This is a genomic window from Corallococcus sp. EGB (genome assembly GCF_019968905.1).
Taxonomy (GTDB): Bacteria; Myxococcota; Myxococcia; order Myxococcales; family Myxococcaceae; genus Corallococcus.
On the sequence record NZ_CP079946.1, the window covers coordinates 2,729,478 to 2,746,512 of the forward strand.

Below are 17,035 nucleotides of genomic sequence, written 5' to 3' on the forward strand. Positions count from 1 at the left end.
GCGCTACTTCATCCTCGGAGGCGCGCGCGGGCCGCCCGGCGGCGCACCCAGCACCGTGATGCGGCCCTGGGGCTTCGCGCGGGGGGCGGGCTTGCCGGTGCGGAATGCGTCGCTGAGCGCGTCCCACGGCGACGGGTGCTCCTTGCTGGGGGGCAGCAAGGGGAGGTCCTTGAGCATCGCGTAGCCGTCATTGCCCTGCGCCACGAAGCTGAAGGTGGCCAGCCGGTACGTCGCCGCGTCATCCAGCGGCTTGCCCTTCACCTCCACCTTCGTCACCCGCGCGCCCGGCGCCTTGCGCAGGTCGAAGGTGAAGCGCAGGCCGGACACCTGCGGAAAGCGGCCGGGCGGCTTGCCATCCGGGCTGTTCAGGCTGACGCCGTTCTCCAGCGCCGCGCGCAGCGTCGCCCCCGTGACCTCCAGGGTGACCAGCTCGTTGCGGTAGGGCATGAGCGAGTACAGCTCGCGCCGGGTCATGATGCCCGCGGGCAGCACCCGGTCCGCGCGGATGGCGCCCCCGTTCACGAGCGCCACGTCCGCGCCCGTCGCCTCGCGGAACGCATCCGCCAGGAACGAGCCCAGGTTCGTCTCGGCCACCCGGTTCTGCGCGCTGCGCGCATCCAGCGCCACCGGCGAGCGGCCGATGCGCTCCGCCAGCGTGGCCAGGAGCGGCGCGTAGGGCCTCATCCGCTCATCGAACGCCGGGTCGTTCGGCGTCTTCGCGGTGATGGGAATCACCTTCCACGCGAGCTTCTTCACCGCGCCCGTCTTCGCGTCCAGGTCCAGCGTGACGCGGCCCAGGTCGATGGCGTCCTCGTCCAGCTTGAAGATGGGCGTACCCGCGACGGTCTCCTGCACGCGGTCGTGGTCATGCCCGCCGATGATGAGGTCCACGCGCACGCACCTCGCCAGCTCCCGGTCCTGCTCCACCGCCAGGTGCGTGAGCCCCATCACGAACTGCGCGCCCGCGGCCCGCAGCTCATCCACGGAGCGCTTCGCGGCCTCGCAGAACGGCGTGATGCGCGTGTCCTTGCCCGGCCTGGAAGAGGTCTGCGTCTCCGGCAGCACCACGCCGAAGATGCCCACCTTCACGCCGCCCACGTCGCGGAGGTCCCAGGCCTTGAGCCCTTCGAACACCTGCCCCGACTTCACGCTCATCACGTTGGCGCCCAGCCACGGGAAGCGCGACTGCTGGATGCGCGCGCGCAGCACGTCGTCCCCGAAGTCGAACTCGTGGTTGCCCACCGTGGAGTAGTCCAGGCCGAGCGCGTTCCACGCGTCGATCATCTGCCTGCCCTTGAGCGCCTCGCCCGCCACCTCCGCGGAGGACTCCACCGAAGGCGAAATCGTGTCACCCGCCAGCAGCGTGAGGACGTGCGGCGACTCCTTCAGCGCCTGCTGCCGGAGCGTGGCCACGCGCGACAGCCCGCCCCGGTTCTGGGACGTGGGCTGGAATTGATAGACGTCGTTGAGGTGGAGGATCGTGAGGCGGACGGTGTCGGCGGGAGGCGTCGGCTCGGCGGCCCCGGCGGAACGGGTGGCCAGCACCAGCGCGAGCGTCAGCAGCGCGGCCCAGGTGCTCACGGTCTTCTTCATCATCGGACAGTCGTTCTCTTGCGGAGGGGCACGGGGGAGAAACACCAGCCGTCTCGGCCTAGCGCACTCGGCGCATGAAGGCGAGCGGACCGAACATTTCGCAACGCGCAATGCCCAAGCCCCTCTTCCCGGAGGATGAAGGGCTTGCTGCCCGCCGTGCGCTCCGCCCTCAGACGGTGTAGCGCCGGCCCTGCACCAGCGGCTCGATGACGCTGCCGCTCACGTCGAACAGGTCCGGGTAGTGGATGAGGCGCATCTTCGCGCGGGTGGCCTCCGGCAGGGCCGCCAGCTTCTCGTAGGGCGTGTGCACGCCGTAGTTCGTCTCGTGGATGACCAGGTCCGCCTCGGACAGCCAGGAGATGAGGCCTTCATCGAACGCGGTGTCCGCGCTGTAGCCCAGGCACCGGCCTCCGGCGCGGATGCGGAACGCGGTGGTGGGCACGTGGTGATAGGTGAAGCGGCACTCGATTTCGAACGGGCCATGGCGCACCGAGCGCTCCAGGTGCAGCGGCGTGTGCGTGAAGTAGTCCTCGAAGTGCTTGGGATTGGGGCCCGCGCCGTGCTGCTCGATGAGGCACTCCATGCCGGCGGCGAGGTGTCCCTCCCAGAGGCGGCGCGTGACGCTCGGGTGCGCGAGCAGCTCCATCTTCCGCTTCAGCACGAAGAAGGAGAAGTACGCCAGGCCCTCCAGGCCGGAGGCGTGGTCCGCGTGCAGGTGCGTGAGGGCCACGGCGCTGACGCGGTCCACGTCCAGGTGCATGCCGGTGGACTCGGATGCCTCGCGCATCATCTTGCGGATGGGGTGCGGGCAGTCGAGGAGCAGCACCTGGTCCTCCGCCTCCACCGCCAGGCATGACGAGTAGTAGAGCGCGGAGAAGGCGTCACCGACGCCCAGGGGAGTGAACGACAGGCTCATGGATGGCTCCGGAGGGACGAGGCCAGCCGCTCGCGCAGCTTCGCGGCGACGGCGGGCGGGCAATAGGCGGACACGTCCTCGCCGCGGGTGAGGCGCTCCTTGAGGGCGCTGCTGGACACCTCGGCGAGGTGCGCCTCCGCGGGGAGGAAGAGGGTGGACAGCTCCGGCGCGAGCGCGCGGTTCATCTGCGCCAGCTCCGTCTCGAACTGCGCATCGGTGGCGCCGCGCACGCCGCGCAGCAGGACGCTCGCGCCAATCTCCCGCGCCAGCTCCACGATGAGCCCCTCGGTGAAGGTGACGGAGACGTTGGGGTGCTTCGCCACGGCCTCCCGGACGAGCGCCACGCGCTCATCCGCGGTGAGCAGCGTGCGCTTGTTCGGGTTGACCGCGACCACCACGACGACGTGGCTGAAGAGTCGCGCCGCCTGTCTCACCACCGACAGGTGTCCCGCCGTCACGGGGTCGAAGCTGCCTGCGTAGAGGGCGATGGTCATCACGACACCTCACGGTCCAACGGAGAAGTCGCCGCGTCCAACAGCCCCGCCACCATGCGCTTCACGGTGCCCGCCGCGGAGCCCGCGGGCACGAGTCCGGGCGCGCTCGCGGAGAGGACGAAGTAGCCCTGGATGGCGGCGAACAGCCCCGCGGCCAGCGGGCGCGCGCGGCGCCTGCCCACCACCGCCGCGACCAGCGCCTCCAGTTGCTCCAGGTCCGCGCGCACCACCTCCTCGTAGGCGACGCGCACCTCCGGCTGCCGGATGGCCTCCGCGCTGATGGTGACCCAGCCCGCCACCGCTGCCACGTCCGCGTCCGGCCCGGTGGCGAGGAACGCGTCCACGAACGCCTCCACCCGCCCGCGAGCGTCGTCCGCCGGAATCCTCGCCACGCGCGTGCTGAAGCGCTGCCGCGCGCGCGACGCCAGCGAGCGCACCAGGGTCAGGAGGATCTCCTGCTTGTCCTCGAAGTGGTAGTGCACCAGCCCCGCGCTCAGGCCCGCGGCACGGGCGATCTCCGCCACCGACGCGCCCTCGTAACCGCGCTCGGCCATGGCCTTGAGCAGCCCGGCGACAATCTGTTCTCGGCGCGCTTCGGTGTTGGACGGTCGGGGCATGGCGCGGATTTGTTTATAGGTTGTGTGACCAACTTATAAACAGGGCCCGCGCGGGCGTCAACCGGACGTGGGGCCGGTGACGCCGGGTGATGGGTTTTTAGTAGCGGAGGAGGGACGTCACCTTGTCCGGCCCCAGCCGCTTCGCGCCCTCGAGGAAGTCGAGCGTGATGAGGAAGCTGAAGCCGACAATCTGCCCGCCCAGCCGGCCGATGAGCCGCGCCGTGGCGTCGGCGGTACCGCCGGTGGCGAGCACGTCATCCACCACCAGGACGCGCTCGTCCTTGAGGATGGCGTCCTCATGCATCTCCACGCCGTCCGCGCCGTACTCCAGCGAATAGCGCTCCACGATGCGCTTGTGCGGGAGCTTGCCGGGCTTGCGGGCGGGGACGAAGCCTGCCTCCAGCGCCAGCGCGATGGGCGCGCCCAGGAGGAAGCCGCGCGACTCCACGCCCACCACCTTGGTGATGTGCTGGCCCCGGAAGGGAGCGGCCATGGCGTTGACCACCCGGCCGTAGAGGCGCGGGTTGGCCAGCATGGGGGTGATGTCCTTGAAGACGATGCCGGGCTTGGGGAAGTCCGGCACATCTCGCAGGGCGGCCTGGAGGTCGGAGACGAGCGTGGGGTCGAGGGACATGGGGGGCTCCGAAGGGGCGGCGGCGTTTTTCAGCCCGGTGGATGACGCTGGAGGTGGACCTGGGACCCAGGGTACCCGGCCCGGGTGACAGCCGGCCTGCCGGGCTCCCGGACGGAAAGTCCCTGGGGCAACGGCCGGAAAGTGGGCGGAGGGGGACGAGAGCCGGGCATGGCGGACGTTGATGATCTCACAGCTTCGCGCCGCCCGGCCGCCTCGGCTGGCGGACGCCGTAATTTTTTCCCGCGCGCAGGGAGCCCCTCACTGTGTTAAGCGAGGCGGTTCCCCCCGACCAGGAGTCTGGGGCCTTGCAAGCCGTGCAAACCACCGCTGACACCCGAGACCCTCTCTCCCCCCAGGACGGACTCTGGCTCCGCGCCCTCAAGGCCGAGGTCCAGCCCGCCACGTTCAAGAAAGGCCGCGAGGTGGCCGAAGGCCGCCGCGTCTTCGGCCTCACGCGTGAACCCGAACGCATCCGCGCGCAGGTCGCGGGTCCGTCCGGCGAGCGCTACGAAGTGGCCCTGATTCCGGGAGAGGGAAAAGTTGTTTCCTCCTGCACCTGCCCGGTCTGGAATACCCAGGGCCCGCATTGCGAGCACGTGGTCGCCGTGGCGCTCATCTACGCGGCCCGCTTCCGGCCGCCGCCCCCGCCGCAGAAGGCCGCGCCGCCGCCTCCGCCGCCCGAACCGGAGGACGCCCCCCCGGACGACGAGGAGGAGGTTCCTCCCGCCGCGATGGGACCGGATGGCGTCAGCCTGCCCGCGCTCGCGAAGGTGGAGAGCTGGCTGGGCCTGTCGTCGCTGCCCGACTACGAATTCCTCTACCGGCTCACCCCGGCGAGCTCCGGCCCGGGCGGTGTCAACAACCGCCACTGGGTCGTGGACGTGCGCCGTCAGGACGCGCAGACCAAGGGCCCCGTGCACGTGAAGCGCCTGCTCCAGGCGGGCAGCCGCATCGCGCCCGCGGACGAGCGCATCTTCATGGTGCTGTCGCGCCACGAGCACCGCTACGACTCGCGCATCGTCCTGTCCGACGAGGACCTCTGCGAGGTGCTGGAGCTCTTGCGCCAGCGCCGGGTCATCTACCGGGGCACGCCGCTCGTCTACATGGACCAGCCCGTGCGGCCGCAGATCCACCTGGAGTCGCGTCCGGACGGAGCCACCGCGCAGATTGAGTTGCTGTTCCCGGACGGCGTGGGCTACCCGCTCAAGGACGTCATCGTGCTGGCGGGCCGCCGCACCTACGTCATCCAGGCGCAGAACCTCCACGCGGTGGAGCCGGACTTCCCGCCGCGGCTGCTGCGCAAGTGGCTCCTGGAGCCGTCCATGTCGTTCCCGTCCGGGCAACTGGACCGGGTGCTGACGTTCTTCGCCGCGCACCTGCCGCGCTTCCGCATGTCGCTGAAGGCGGACGACATCGAGGTCGACGAGACGGTGGAGCCGCGCTTCGTCCTCACGCTGGAGGGCGCCGCCGAGCGCGTGAAGGTGCAGCTGGCCGCGCGCTACGGCCAGACGACGGTGGCGGTGTCCCCCACGGCCACGCACCTGGGCTACGCCAGCGGCGTGGGCGACGACGCGCGCAAGCTGTACCGCCGCCGCGACGAGGTGGAGCGCGCCGCGGGCAAGCTGCTGCTCGACCTGGGGCTTCGCTATGACCCGGGCGCGCAGGCGTTCGACGCGACCGGCGACGTGGCCCTGGAGTTCTGGGCGCGTGGCCTGGCCAGCCTCCCGGCCGAGTGGGAGCGCTACGGCGTGCAGGCGCCCAAGGTGCGGCTGCGCCCGAAGCTCAAGCCGCGCATCCGCGTGGGCATGAGCGGCGTGCAGTGGTTCGACCTGGACGCGGAGTTCGTCACCGACGACCAGGCCGTGGACCTGGGCGCCGTGCGCATGTGGCTGGACTCGGGCCGCAAGTTCGTGCCGCTCAAGGACGGCTCCTTCGCGGAGGCGGACGTCGCGGAGATCAAGCGCGTGGCGGACCTGCTGGAGGAGGCCGGCGCCATGCCGGGCCGCACGCGCACGCGCCTGCCCCTGCACCAGGCGGTGGCGCTGGACCTGCTCGCGGACCTGGGCGAGTTCACCGAGGTGGAGGCCAAGGCCCGCCAGGCCATGCTCTCCCTGCGCGAGTCCTCCGGCGTGCCGAAGGTGGGCGTGCCGGAAGGCCTGCAGGCCACGCTGCGCCACTATCAGGAGGCGGGCCTGTCCTGGCTCTGGTTCCTCCGGCGCCACGGGCTGTCCGGCATCCTCGCGGACGACATGGGCTTGGGAAAGACCATCCAGTCCCTGAGCCTCATGCAGAAGGTGGCCAACGACGAGGGCCGCAAGCCGTCGCTGGTGGTCGCGCCCACGAGCGTGCTCGCCAACTGGGAGCGCGAAGCCGAGCGCTTCACGCCGGGCCTCAAGGCCATGGTGTGGCACGGCCAGGACCGCCGCGAGCGCGCGGAGGACCTGAAGGACATGGACCTGGTGCTCACGTCGTACGCGCTGGTGCGCCGCGACCTGGAGCAGCTGTCCCAGGTGGGCTTCCGCTACGTCATCCTGGACGAGGCGCAGAACATCAAGAACGCGGACAGCGCCACCGCGCAGGCGTGCAAGTCGCTGCCCAGCGAGACGCGCCTGGCGCTCACCGGTACGCCGCTGGAGAACCGGCTGTCGGAGCTCTGGAGCATCTTCGACTTCCTCATGCCCGGCTTCCTGGGCAGCGCGGAGGGCTTCAGCGACCGCTACGAGCAGCCCATCCAGGTGGCCAACGACGCGTCCGCCAAGGACCGCCTGCGCCGCCGCATCCAGCCCTTCATCATGCGCCGCCTCAAGACGGAGGTGGCCAAGGACCTGCCGCCGAAGACGGAGAGCGTCGCGTGGTGCGAGATGGAGCCCGGCCAGGCCGCGCTCTACCGCGAGGTGCTGGAGGAGAGCCGCCGCAAGGTGAACGAGTCCATCGAGAAGGTGGGCTTCAAGCGCAGCCGCGTGTCCATCCTCGCCGCGCTGATGCGCCTGCGTCAGGTGTGCTGCGATCCGCGCCTGCTCAAGATGCCGCCCGGCACGCTCCTGCCGTCCAGCGCGAAGCTGGAGCGCTTCATGCAACTGGTGGACGACCTGGTGTCCGAGGGCCACCGCGCCCTCGTCTTCAGCCAGTTCACGGAGATGCTGGAGCTGCTCAAGCAGGAGGCGGAGAAGCGCGGCCTGCGCTACCTCTACCTGGACGGCCGCACCAAGGACCGCATGGGCAAGGTGGACGAGTACAACCGCCCTGACGGCCCGCCGCTCTTCTTCATCAGCCTCAAGGCGGGCGGCACCGGCTTGAACCTCACCGCCGCGGACTACGTCATCCACTTCGACCCGTGGTGGAACCCCGCCGTGGAGGACCAGGCCACGGACCGGACGCACCGCATCGGCCAGACGCGCGCGGTCATCAGCTACAAGCTGATTACCCGCGGCACGGTGGAGGAGAAGATCCTCAGCCTCCAGCGCCGCAAGCGCGACCTCGCCGCCGGCGTGCTGGGTGCGGACGGGGACGACATGGGCAGAAACCTCACCGAACAGGACATCCAGGAGCTGTTCACCGAAATCTGAGGCCGCCTTGAGCGCGGGAGATGGTTGTGGCGCCAACAGGCCACGCCCTCCCACTCGCCCCCCCTCCGTCCACACGACCCGAACACCTGTGCAGTGTCAGCGAGACCTGCTAGGGTGTTCAGGTGTTGGGGCCGTCGTACGGACCGCGGAGGGCGCGCGTGCTGCTGGGTCTTCGGATTTCGAACGTAGCGGTGATTGAGGAGGTGGAGGTCGCGTTCGGCGCGGGCCTCACCGTCCTCACGGGTGAGACGGGGGCCGGCAAGTCCATTCTGGTGGACGCGCTGGGCCTCCTGCTCGGGGGCAGGGCGGATGCGGACGTCATCCGTGCGGGCTGCGAGGACGCGGCGGTGGAGGGCGTGTTCGCCCGGACGCCGGTGCTGGCCGCGCGCCTGGAGGAACTGGGCCTCCCGGACCTGGGGGAGGAGGTGCTCGTGCGCCGCGTGCTCGGGCGCACCGGGCGCGGCAAGGTCTACGTCAACGGCGCGCTCGTGACGCTGGGCGTGCTGGGCAAGCTCACGCGGGGCGCGGTGGACATCGCCGGCCAGCATGAGCACGTCAGCCTCTTCGACCCGGGCCTGCACCGGGTGCTCCTGGACAAGTACGGCGGCCTGGATGAAGCGCTGGCCGCCTACGGCCGCGAGTGGGCGAACCTGCGCGAAGTGGACTCGCGCATGGACGCGCTGGGCGGCGACGACGCCAAGGTGCGCGAGCGCGCGGAGTTCCTGCGCTTCCAACTGGACGAAATCACGCGACTGGAGCCGGAGGCCGGCGAGGACGTGAAGCTGGACGCGGAGCGCCGGCGGCTGGGCAGCGCGCAGAAGCTCAAGCGTCAGGGCGCGGAGGCGGAGCTGCTGGTGTCGGGCGAGGCGCCGTCCGCGCTGGAGATGGTCGGCCGCGCGCTGGGGCTCGTGCACGAGGGCGTCAAGTGCGACGCGACGCTCCAGCCGGTGGCGCAGTCGCTCAGCACGGCGCTGTCGGAACTGGAGGAGGCCGCGCGCCTGCTCAACCGCTATGTGGAGGGGCTGGAGTCCGACCCGGGGCGGCTGGGCGAGGTGGAGGAGCGGCTGGACGCGCTCAAGCGGCTGTGCCGCAAGCACGGCACCACGCTGGAGGGCGTCCTCAAGAAGCGCGGCGAGCTGGAGGCGGAGCTGGGCACGCTGGAGAACCGGCGCGAAATCCTGGAGGAGCTGAACCAGGAGCGGAAGCGCGTGGAGGACCGGGCGCGAAAGGCGGCGCTGGCGCTGTCCCGCGCGCGAAAGACGTCCGCGGGCGCCTTCTCCCAGCAGGTGCGCGACGGCCTGGGCGGGCTGGCCATGGGCAAGGCCGCCTTCGAGGTGCGCGTCACCGCCGGGGAGACGCTGCGCCCGGACGGCCTGGACGAGGTGGAGTTCTTCTTCAGCGCCAACCCGGGAGAACCGGCGCGGCCCCTGGCCAAGGTGGCCTCGGGCGGTGAGGCGAGCCGCCTGCTGCTCGCGCTCAAGCGTGCACTGGCGGACAGTGACGCCTGCGGCTGCTACATCCTGGACGAAGCGGACGCGGGCGTCAGCGGCGCCATCGCGGACGTGGTGGGACGGATGATTCGCGAGGTCAGCACCCACCGTCAGGTGCTGTGCATCACGCACCTGCCGCAGGTGGCGGCGTACGCGGACGCGCACCTGCTCATCAGGAAGAGCGTGAAGGGCGAGCGCACCGTCTCCCAGGTGCTGCCGCTCGCGGCCGGCGCCGAGCGCACCCAGGAGCTGGCGCGCATGATGTCGGGCGTGGAGGTGACGCGCGAGGCGCTGGGCGCGGCGGAGGCGCTGGTGCGCTCGGCCCACCGGGCCACGCCCCGCGCGCGGCGGGAATCCGGCCCGGAAGGCAATAGCCCCCGGGGCCGGCTGCGCCGGACGGCCTGAAATGGCGGCCTACAAGGTAGGGGTGACCCAGGGGGAGGGGCATGACGCACCGCAAGTTTTCGTGCGCGTCCTTGCCCCCACTTATGGGCTCACATAGCATCCGGCGCGTGTCCAGCACCGCAGGGCAGACCGCGGCCCCCCGCCATAAAGTCATCTCCGCTGGCCTGACGGACGTCGGGCGCAAGCGCAATCACAACGAGGACAGCTTCCTCATTGACGATGAGCTCCAGCTCTACGTCGTGGCGGACGGCATGGGTGGGCACGCGGGTGGCGGTACCGCGTCGCGCATCGCCGTCGAGACCATCGACAAGGAGCTGCGGCGCGCGCGTGAAGGGCGGGACAACCCCTTCATCAGTGTTCCCAACCTCCAGGAGTCACCCATCCCGGAAGCGCTCCGGAGCGCGGTGGAGAAGGCCTGTCAGGCCATCTACCTCACCGCCCAGGACGACGCGCGCCTGTCCGGCATGGGCACGACGGTCATCTCCCTGGTGGTCCGCGACGAGCACGCCTTCTTCGCCCACGTGGGCGACAGTCGCGCGTACCTCATCCGCGGGGACCTCATCCAGCAGATCTCCGAGGACCACTCGCTGGTCAACGAGCAGATCAAGGCGGGGATGATCACCCCGGAAGAGGCCAAGCACTCCCGCTACAAGAACATCATCACCCGCTCCGTGGGCTTCGAAGAGGAGGTCCAGGTGGACGTGATGGGGCTCGTGTCGGAGCCCGGTGACGTGTTCCTGCTCTGCTCGGACGGCCTCGCGAACATGCTCGAGGACCGCGAAATCCACGACGCCGTCGCGCGCCACGCCAACCTGGATGAAGTGCCCAAGCACCTCATCGACCTGGCCAACGACCGCGGCGGCGACGACAACATCAGCGTCATCGTGGTGCGCATGCAGGGTGGGTAGGGCCCGGACTCCGCGGCGCGATGGGGCGTGCCCGGGAGTCTGTTGACCTTGACACTCTTCAAATGCGGATGATAGCTGCCCAAACCTTTCCACCCACTGAGAATCACCAGTGGGTGACGGTGAGGGAGGGGCGGCGGGCGGGGGAGGTGTTGCGCGCGCGGGGAGCGACTTAGCTTCTGGCGCCGGAAGTCCCACGTTGCGAAAGAGTTTCCCCAGGAGTGGTCCGTGGCCAAAAAGTCCTTCACCCTGATGGTCATCCCGGACCACGACGCTCCGGTGAAGCGCTACACCATCCAGCGCTCCTGGCTGACGCAGGTGGGCATGGGGCTGATGCTGGTGGCGGGCCTCGGCGTCGGTGCGAGCATCCACTACCTCCAGGTGGCGGCGGACGCGGCGGAGAACCGCATCCTGCGTGAGGAGAACCTCACGCTGCGCACGCAGCTGAAGTCGGTGCGCGAGCGCATCGAGCACATCGGTTCGACGCTGGACCGCGTGGAGCGCTTCGACCAGAAGCTGCGCGCGGTGACGCTGCTGTCGGATCCGCAGCGCAACCTGGCCATGGGCCCCACGGAGCCGGAGACCAGCACCACGGCGCCCGCCACGGACACGCAGTTCACCCAGCTGACCACCACGGACACGCCGAAGATGATGCTGAGCCGCCTGGACCGGCTCTCCGCGGAGGCGACCCGTCAGGAGCTGAGCCTCCAGGACCTGCAGGCCTACTTCCAGGACCAGAAGTCGCTGCTCGCCTCCACGCCGTCGGTGTGGCCGGCGCGCGGCTGGGTGACCAGCGATTTCGGCCAGCGCCTGGACCCGTACACGGCGGACCGCGTGACGCACGCGGGCCTGGACATCGCGGCGCCGCACGGCAAGGAGGTCACCGCGCCGTCGGACGGCACGGTGGTGTTCGCGGGGCTGGAGGGCGGGTACGGCAACGTGCTCGTCATCGACCACGGCTACGGCATCAAGACGCGCTACGGCCACCTGTCCAAGATTCTGGTGAAGGCCGGGGACCGGGTGAAGCGCGGCTCGCCCATCGCGAACGTGGGCAACACCGGCCGCTCCACCGGCCCGCACCTGCACTACGAAGTGCGCGTGAACGGCGTGCCGCAGAACCCGCGCAAGTTCATCCTCGAAGAGTAGGCGCCGAAGGGGAGGCGCCGGGGTGCCCGCGCGCTCAGGTCCCTTCCGGCTCCGGGAGGAACGCATCCAGGCGCAGGCGCCGCCGCTGCAGGCCGTGCGTCCGCCCGGTCCGCTCCATGATGTAGGCCCGCTCCACCTCCGCCCACAGGAGCGGCCCCAGCACCTGCCAGTGTGACGGCTGGTGCACCGTCAGCTCCAGCAGCGCCACGGTGAAGCCCGGCACGTCGGTGTCGGAGGCGCCCGGAGGCAGCGCGGGGCGCAGGTCCTCCGCCAGCTTCGCGCGCGTCGCGTCCGCGCTGTCCTCGCGCACGGTGAGCTGGGACGTGGGCAACAGCAGCGCCGCGAAGCCGTCCGGCTGGAAGCGAACGATGCGCGCGCCCGGGTACTGCGCGGCCAGTGACGCCACGGTGGCCTTGAGCAGCGCGTCCCCGGCGGGGAAGCCGAAGCGCGCGTTGAAGAGGATCATCTGCTTCACGTCCACCATCACCGCGCCCACGCGCCAGCCGTCGTGGTGCGCGTGCGTGGACAGGTCGAACTCCTCCTTGAGGAGCGAGCCCTGGGTGAGCGCCAGCACGTGCATGGCGCCGGTGGCGTCCGGTTGGCCTCGCCGGCGCTGCTCGGCGGCGATGAGCTCCTGGGCGGCGGCTTGCGGCGCCTCCTGGGCGTGCCCCGGGCGCGCGGCCCGGGGATGGAGGGCGACGAGGGCGGTGGCGGTGGCGTCGTCGATTGTGTAGGGCATCGTGTCCGCGTGTGTAGCGCGGACCGGCCCCGGGCGCAGGAAAGCGGCGCTCGGCGCCCTCCTCGGCCGCTCCTTTCAGCGCATGCGGTGCGCTGTCACCGTCACCTCGTCCCGGTCATGGTAGAGCTGGCGGACGGTGAGGCCCTCCCAGCCCCCGTCCTCCTCGAGCGTCTGGCGCACCCGCAGGAGCAGGGGGTTCTTGTCCTTCATGGGCAGCTTGATGTTGGCCACCAGGTTGCGGGCCCAGCGGCGCCGGCCCCACTTGGCCAACAGCTGCGCCACCTCCAGGGGCCGCCACGCCATGTCGCAGAAGAGCCAGTCCGCGGGCTCCTCCGGGGCGTAGGCGAAGGCGCTCTCCTGCACGTGCTGGACGCGCGGGTTCCTGGCCAGCTCCGGCATCAGCTTCGCGGGGTCCACCGCCACCACCCGCGCCCCGCGCGCCACCAGCCGCTGCGTCCAGCCGCCGGGCGCCGCACCCAGGTCCACGCAGACGTCGCCGCGCCCGGGCTCGTGCGCCAGCCCGTCCAGCGCCTCCTCCAGCTTCATGGCCGCGCGAGAGGGGGACTCGCCCGCGCGCTTCATCCGCCGCCGCCCGCCCGGAGCGAGCGACAGGGCCTCGCGGGCGCTCACCGCGGTCAGCATCAGCACCCCGTCCGGCGCGACGCACAGGCCCACCAGCAGGGCCCCCGCCTCCTTCGCGCGGTGGTCGTCCTCCAGGGTGCGTCCCGAAGGGAGCGCGGTCCGCACCGCCGCCTCCAGCGCCTCCGCGCGGCCCGCCTGCGTGTTGCCCCTCGCGCTGTCCGGCGTGTAGGCGCGAAGGAGCCAGGGCACGCGCGAGGGCAGCTCCGACAGCGCACCCAGGATGTCTTCCACCGGCACCTGTGCCCCACCCGGAGGCGCCCACGTGGCGATGACCTTCTCCGCCGCCCGGCCAAAGGCGGGGGGCACGTCCGGCCGGCGCTCGGACTCCACCAGGGCCGGCCCCAACAGGCGCGGGCCCGCGCCCGCCCAGGTCAGCTCCTCGAAGAGGTGCGGCTCGAAGCCCTCCCGGCACGTCCACAGCCACCGGCCCGGCTGGGCCGCCAGCGTCTGTGCGGGCATGGAGGGTACTCGCGCCCGAGGTGGGATGCGTGGCGGGGGCGACGCGGTGGGCGCCGGGGCTGCGCGTCCGGGCCCACCAGCACGAGGGGTGGAAGGGGGCTTGCCGCCGGCGCGGGGGCCGGGCCTGGTGCCGGGCCTGCCGCCCGAGGGAGGACCGGCGCGGGGGGCCTTGCCGGGCCGGGAGGAGGTGCCTGGCCGACGAGGGCCCGGGGAGGAGCGCCCGGATGAAGTCTTCGCGGCGCGGGGAGGGTGTTTCTGCTTAGGGGACATTGCGTGGACTCGGTTCCGCTTTACTCTGGGCCACCGCGCGCCGGGCGGCCAGCCGAGAGGAAGTTTCGGGGGGCGCGCGTGGTTTCCGTCTGGTTCTCCCTTACATCTCCTGGGAATTCCCTTCACTCGCCGCGCTCCTTCGAGGATCCTCCGGCGAGAGAGCCAACATGATTGAATGGACGCTAAAGAAGCTCATCGGGACGAAGAATGAGCGCGAGCTCAAGAAAGCCCGCGTGAAGGTCGCCCGCATCAACGAACTGGAGGGCAAGATGAAAGCCCTCCAGAACGAGGACTTCGCGCGCGAAACCGCCCGGATGAAGCAGGAGATCGCGAACGGCCGGCCGCTCGACGAGCTGCTCTTCGAGGCCTTCGCCCTCACCCGTGAGGCGGCGCGCCGGGTCATCGGCCAGCGCCACTATGACGTGCAGCTCATCGGCGGCATGTTCCTGCACGAGGGCTGCATCGCGGAGATGCGCACCGGTGAAGGCAAGACGCTCACCGCGACGCTGCCCTCCTACCTGAACGCCCTGTCCGGCCGCGGCGTGCACGTCGTCACCGTGAACGACTACCTCGCCCGCCGCGACGCCGAGTGGATGGGCCAGGTCTACAAGTTCCTGGGCATGACGACGGGCTGCGTGCTCCACGAGCTGTCCGACAAGCAGCGCCAGGAGGCGTACCGCTCGGACATCACGTACGGCCAGAACAACGAGTTCGGCTTCGACTACCTGCGCGACAACATGAAGTTCCGTCTGCAGGACTACGTCCAGCGCGAGCTCAACTACGCCATCGTCGACGAGGTGGACTCCATCCTCATCGACGAGGCCCGCACGCCGCTCATCATCTCCGGCCCCACCGAGGACAGCACCGACAAGTACTACCGGGTGGACCAGGTCATCCCGGGCCTCGTGCCGGACCAGGACTACACCCTGGATGAGAAGCACCGCTCGGTGGCCCTCACCGACGACGGCATCGACAAGCTCCAGAAGCGCCTCAACGTCAGCAACCTCTACGACCCCGGCGAGATTGAAACCCTCCACCACGTCGAGCAGGCCCTGCGCGCGCACACGCTCTACAAGCGCGACAAGGACTACGTGGTGAAGGACGGCGAGGTGCAGATCGTCGACGAGTTCACCGGCCGCCTCATGCAGGGCCGCCGCTGGTCGGACGGCCTCCACCAGGCCATCGAGGCCAAGGAGGGCGTGAAGATTGAAAACGAGAACCAGACGCTCGCCACGGTCTCGTTCCAGAACTACTTCCGCATGTACTCCAAGCTGTCCGGCATGACGGGCACCGCGGACACGGAAGCCGAAGAGTTCGCGAAGATCTACAACCTGGACGTGCGCGTCATCCCGACCAACCGTCCGCCGCAGCGCCGCGACGAGCAGGACGTGGTCTACAAGACGGAGCGCGAGAAGTTCGAGGCCGTCGCCGCCCAGATTGAAGAGCTGCACAAGGCCGGTCAGCCGGTGCTCGTGGGCACGGTGTCCATCGCCAAGAGCGAGGTGGTGTCCAACTTCCTCAAGAAGCGCGGCGTGGCCCACAGCGTCCTCAACGCCAAGGCGCACCAGCGCGAGGCGGACATCGTCGCGCAGGCGGGCCGCAAGGGCGCCGTCACCATCTCCACCAACATGGCCGGCCGCGGCACGGACATCCTCCTGGGCGGCAACGCGGAGGTCATGACCAAGGCCCAGATGGGCCCGCCGCCGGAGCCGCCGGAGGCCGTGGACGGCCAGCCGCTGGACCTCACCGCCTACCAGGCGGCGCTGGCGGACTACGAGAAGCGCTTCGCGGAGACCAAGGCGAACAACGAGGCGCTCACCAAGCGCGAGCGCGAAGAGGTCATGGCCGCCGGCGGCCTCTTCATCATCGGCACCGAGCGCCACGAGTCCCGCCGCGTGGACAACCAGCTGCGTGGCCGCGCCGGCCGCCAGGGTGACCCGGGCGCCAGCCGCTTCTTCCTGTCCCTGGAAGACGACCTGATGCGCATCTTCGGGTCCGAGCGCATCCAGATGCTCATGGAGCGCCTGGGCATGGAGGAGGGCGAGGTCATCGAGCACGTGTGGCTCTCGCGCGCCATCGAGAGCGCGCAGAAGCGGGTCGAAGGCCACAACTTCGACATCCGCAAGAACCTGCTCGAGTACGACGACGTGATGAACCAGCAGCGGCGCACCATCTACAAGCTGCGCCGCCAGGTGCTCGCGTCGGGCGCGGGCATCCCCCTCGTGGAGTACGAGGAGGACCTCAAGACGCGCGTGAAGACGCGCTCCGAGCGCGTCATCTCCTGGGCGGACTTCCGGGAGATGGTGCTGGACGCCGTGGAGGACGTCGTCGTGTCCATGACGGACACCTACGCCCCCACGCGCAGCTCCGACACCTGGGACATCGCCTCGCTGTCCAACTCCGTGAAGGAGTCGCTCAACCTGGAGATGACCTTCGAGGGCGTCGGCAACCGCGACGAGCTCCAGGAGCTCATCTACACGGCGGCGGAGAAGGTCTTCACCGCCCGGGAGCAGGAGTTCGGCGAAGACTTCATGCGCTTCCTGCAGTACCGGTACCTGGCCACCATCGACCAGCTGTGGAAGGACCACCTGCTGGCCATGGACCACCTGCGCCAGGGCATCGGCCTGCGCGGCTACGGCCAGAAGGACCCGAAGCAGGAGTACAAGAAGGAAGGCTACACGGGCTTCATGCAGATGCTGGACGCCATCAAGACGCAGTTCGTCAGCCAGATGATGCGCGTGCAGGCCCGCTCCGCCTCCAACGCAGCGGAGGAGACCGCCCGCATCCAGCGGCAGCTCGCCCAGCAGCAGAAGAAGGCCGTGGAGGGCCGCGCGGACGCCGAGGGGAAGATCGAGGAGGCCACCGCCACCCCGGTCGCCCAGCGCGAGGCCGCCGCCGCTCCCCGCGCCGTGGGCCGCAACGACCCCTGCCCCTGCGGCAGCGGCCGCAAGTACAAGAAGTGCCACGGGGCCAACGAGGCGAACCCGTAAGGCCCTGAAGTCCTGATGGAAGCGCCCTCCGGCGCGGTCGCCCTCCCTGTCCCAGGGGAGCGGGGCCGCGCCGGTCGCCTTCCTGGAGGGGAGGGGGGCGGCCCCGGGGCGCGAGGGGCCGCACGGAGGGAGTCCCGAAGCTTGCGCCCCTCTGGAGCGTTCTGCTAAG

General features: G+C 70.4%; 12 protein-coding genes. 5 read left to right on the forward strand and 7 right to left on the reverse strand.

Annotation, left to right across the window (positions count from 1 at the left end; genetic code table 11):
- Positions 1–3 precede the first annotated feature (3 nt).
- The 5 genes from KYK13_RS11675 to KYK13_RS11695 form a co-directional block, all read right to left on the reverse strand.
- Positions 4–1,596 carry a bifunctional UDP-sugar hydrolase/5'-nucleotidase gene (locus KYK13_RS11675; protein WP_223644144.1) on the reverse strand — a complete coding sequence of 531 codons (1,593 nt, stop codon included), beginning with the start codon at positions 1,594–1,596 and terminating at the stop codon, positions 4–6.
- 166 nt (positions 1,597–1,762) lie between these two features.
- Positions 1,763–2,509 carry an MBL fold metallo-hydrolase gene (locus KYK13_RS11680; protein WP_223644145.1) on the reverse strand — a complete coding sequence of 249 codons (747 nt, stop codon included), beginning with the start codon at positions 2,507–2,509 and terminating at the stop codon, positions 1,763–1,765.
- A complete protein-coding gene (coaD, locus tag KYK13_RS11685; protein ID WP_223644146.1) occupies positions 2,506–3,003 on the reverse strand; it encodes a pantetheine-phosphate adenylyltransferase in 498 nt (165 codons plus the stop codon). The genes KYK13_RS11680 and coaD overlap by 4 nt, the downstream gene beginning before the upstream one ends.
- The gene (locus KYK13_RS11690) at positions 3,003–3,620 is read right to left on the reverse strand and encodes a TetR/AcrR family transcriptional regulator (protein ID WP_223644147.1); all 618 of its coding nucleotides are present in this window, start codon (positions 3,618–3,620) and stop codon (positions 3,003–3,005) included. Before KYK13_RS11690 ends, coaD begins: the two co-directional genes overlap by 1 nt.
- 97 nt (positions 3,621–3,717) lie before the next feature.
- Positions 3,718–4,254 carry an adenine phosphoribosyltransferase gene (locus KYK13_RS11695; RefSeq protein WP_223644148.1) on the reverse strand — a complete coding sequence of 179 codons (537 nt, stop codon included), beginning with the start codon at positions 4,252–4,254 and terminating at the stop codon, positions 3,718–3,720.
- A gap of 305 nt (positions 4,255–4,559) precedes the next feature.
- Between KYK13_RS11695 and KYK13_RS11700 the strand changes: the two genes are divergently transcribed.
- The 4 genes from KYK13_RS11700 (at position 4,560) to KYK13_RS11715 (ending at position 11,766) form a co-directional block, all read left to right on the forward strand.
- Complete coding sequence (locus tag KYK13_RS11700) at positions 4,560–7,820, forward strand: SNF2-related protein (RefSeq protein WP_370645339.1); 3,261 nt, start codon at positions 4,560–4,562, stop codon at positions 7,818–7,820.
- A gap of 158 nt (positions 7,821–7,978) precedes the next feature.
- On the forward strand, positions 7,979–9,715 hold the full coding sequence (gene recN, locus KYK13_RS11705; protein WP_223644149.1) for a DNA repair protein RecN: 1,737 nt from the start codon (positions 7,979–7,981) through the stop codon (positions 9,713–9,715).
- Positions 9,716–9,822: 107 nt separating this feature from the next.
- Positions 9,823–10,623 carry a Stp1/IreP family PP2C-type Ser/Thr phosphatase gene (locus KYK13_RS11710; protein WP_223644150.1) on the forward strand — a complete coding sequence of 267 codons (801 nt, stop codon included), beginning with the start codon at positions 9,823–9,825 and terminating at the stop codon, positions 10,621–10,623.
- 225 nt (positions 10,624–10,848) lie between these two features.
- Complete coding sequence (locus tag KYK13_RS11715) at positions 10,849–11,766, forward strand: M23 family metallopeptidase (protein WP_223644151.1); 918 nt, start codon at positions 10,849–10,851, stop codon at positions 11,764–11,766.
- Positions 11,767–11,800: 34 nt separating this feature from the next.
- Here KYK13_RS11715 and KYK13_RS11720 read toward each other — a convergent pair whose 3' ends face one another.
- On the reverse strand, positions 11,801–12,505 hold the full coding sequence (locus KYK13_RS11720; protein ID WP_223644152.1) for a GGDEF domain-containing protein: 705 nt from the start codon (positions 12,503–12,505) through the stop codon (positions 11,801–11,803).
- 75 nt (positions 12,506–12,580) lie between these two features.
- Positions 12,581–13,606 (reverse strand): 23S rRNA (cytidine(2498)-2'-O)-methyltransferase RlmM, encoded by a 1,026-nt coding sequence (gene rlmM, locus KYK13_RS11725; protein WP_223644153.1) that lies wholly within the window; start codon positions 13,604–13,606, stop codon positions 12,581–12,583.
- A gap of 437 nt (positions 13,607–14,043) precedes the next feature.
- On the opposite strand from rlmM, the gene secA reads away from it, so the two are divergent.
- Positions 14,044–16,866: a preprotein translocase subunit SecA gene (gene secA / locus KYK13_RS11730; RefSeq protein ID WP_223644154.1), complete on the forward strand. Its 2,823-nt coding sequence runs from the start codon at positions 14,044–14,046 to the stop codon at positions 16,864–16,866.
- Positions 16,867–17,035: the final 169 nt, after the last annotated feature.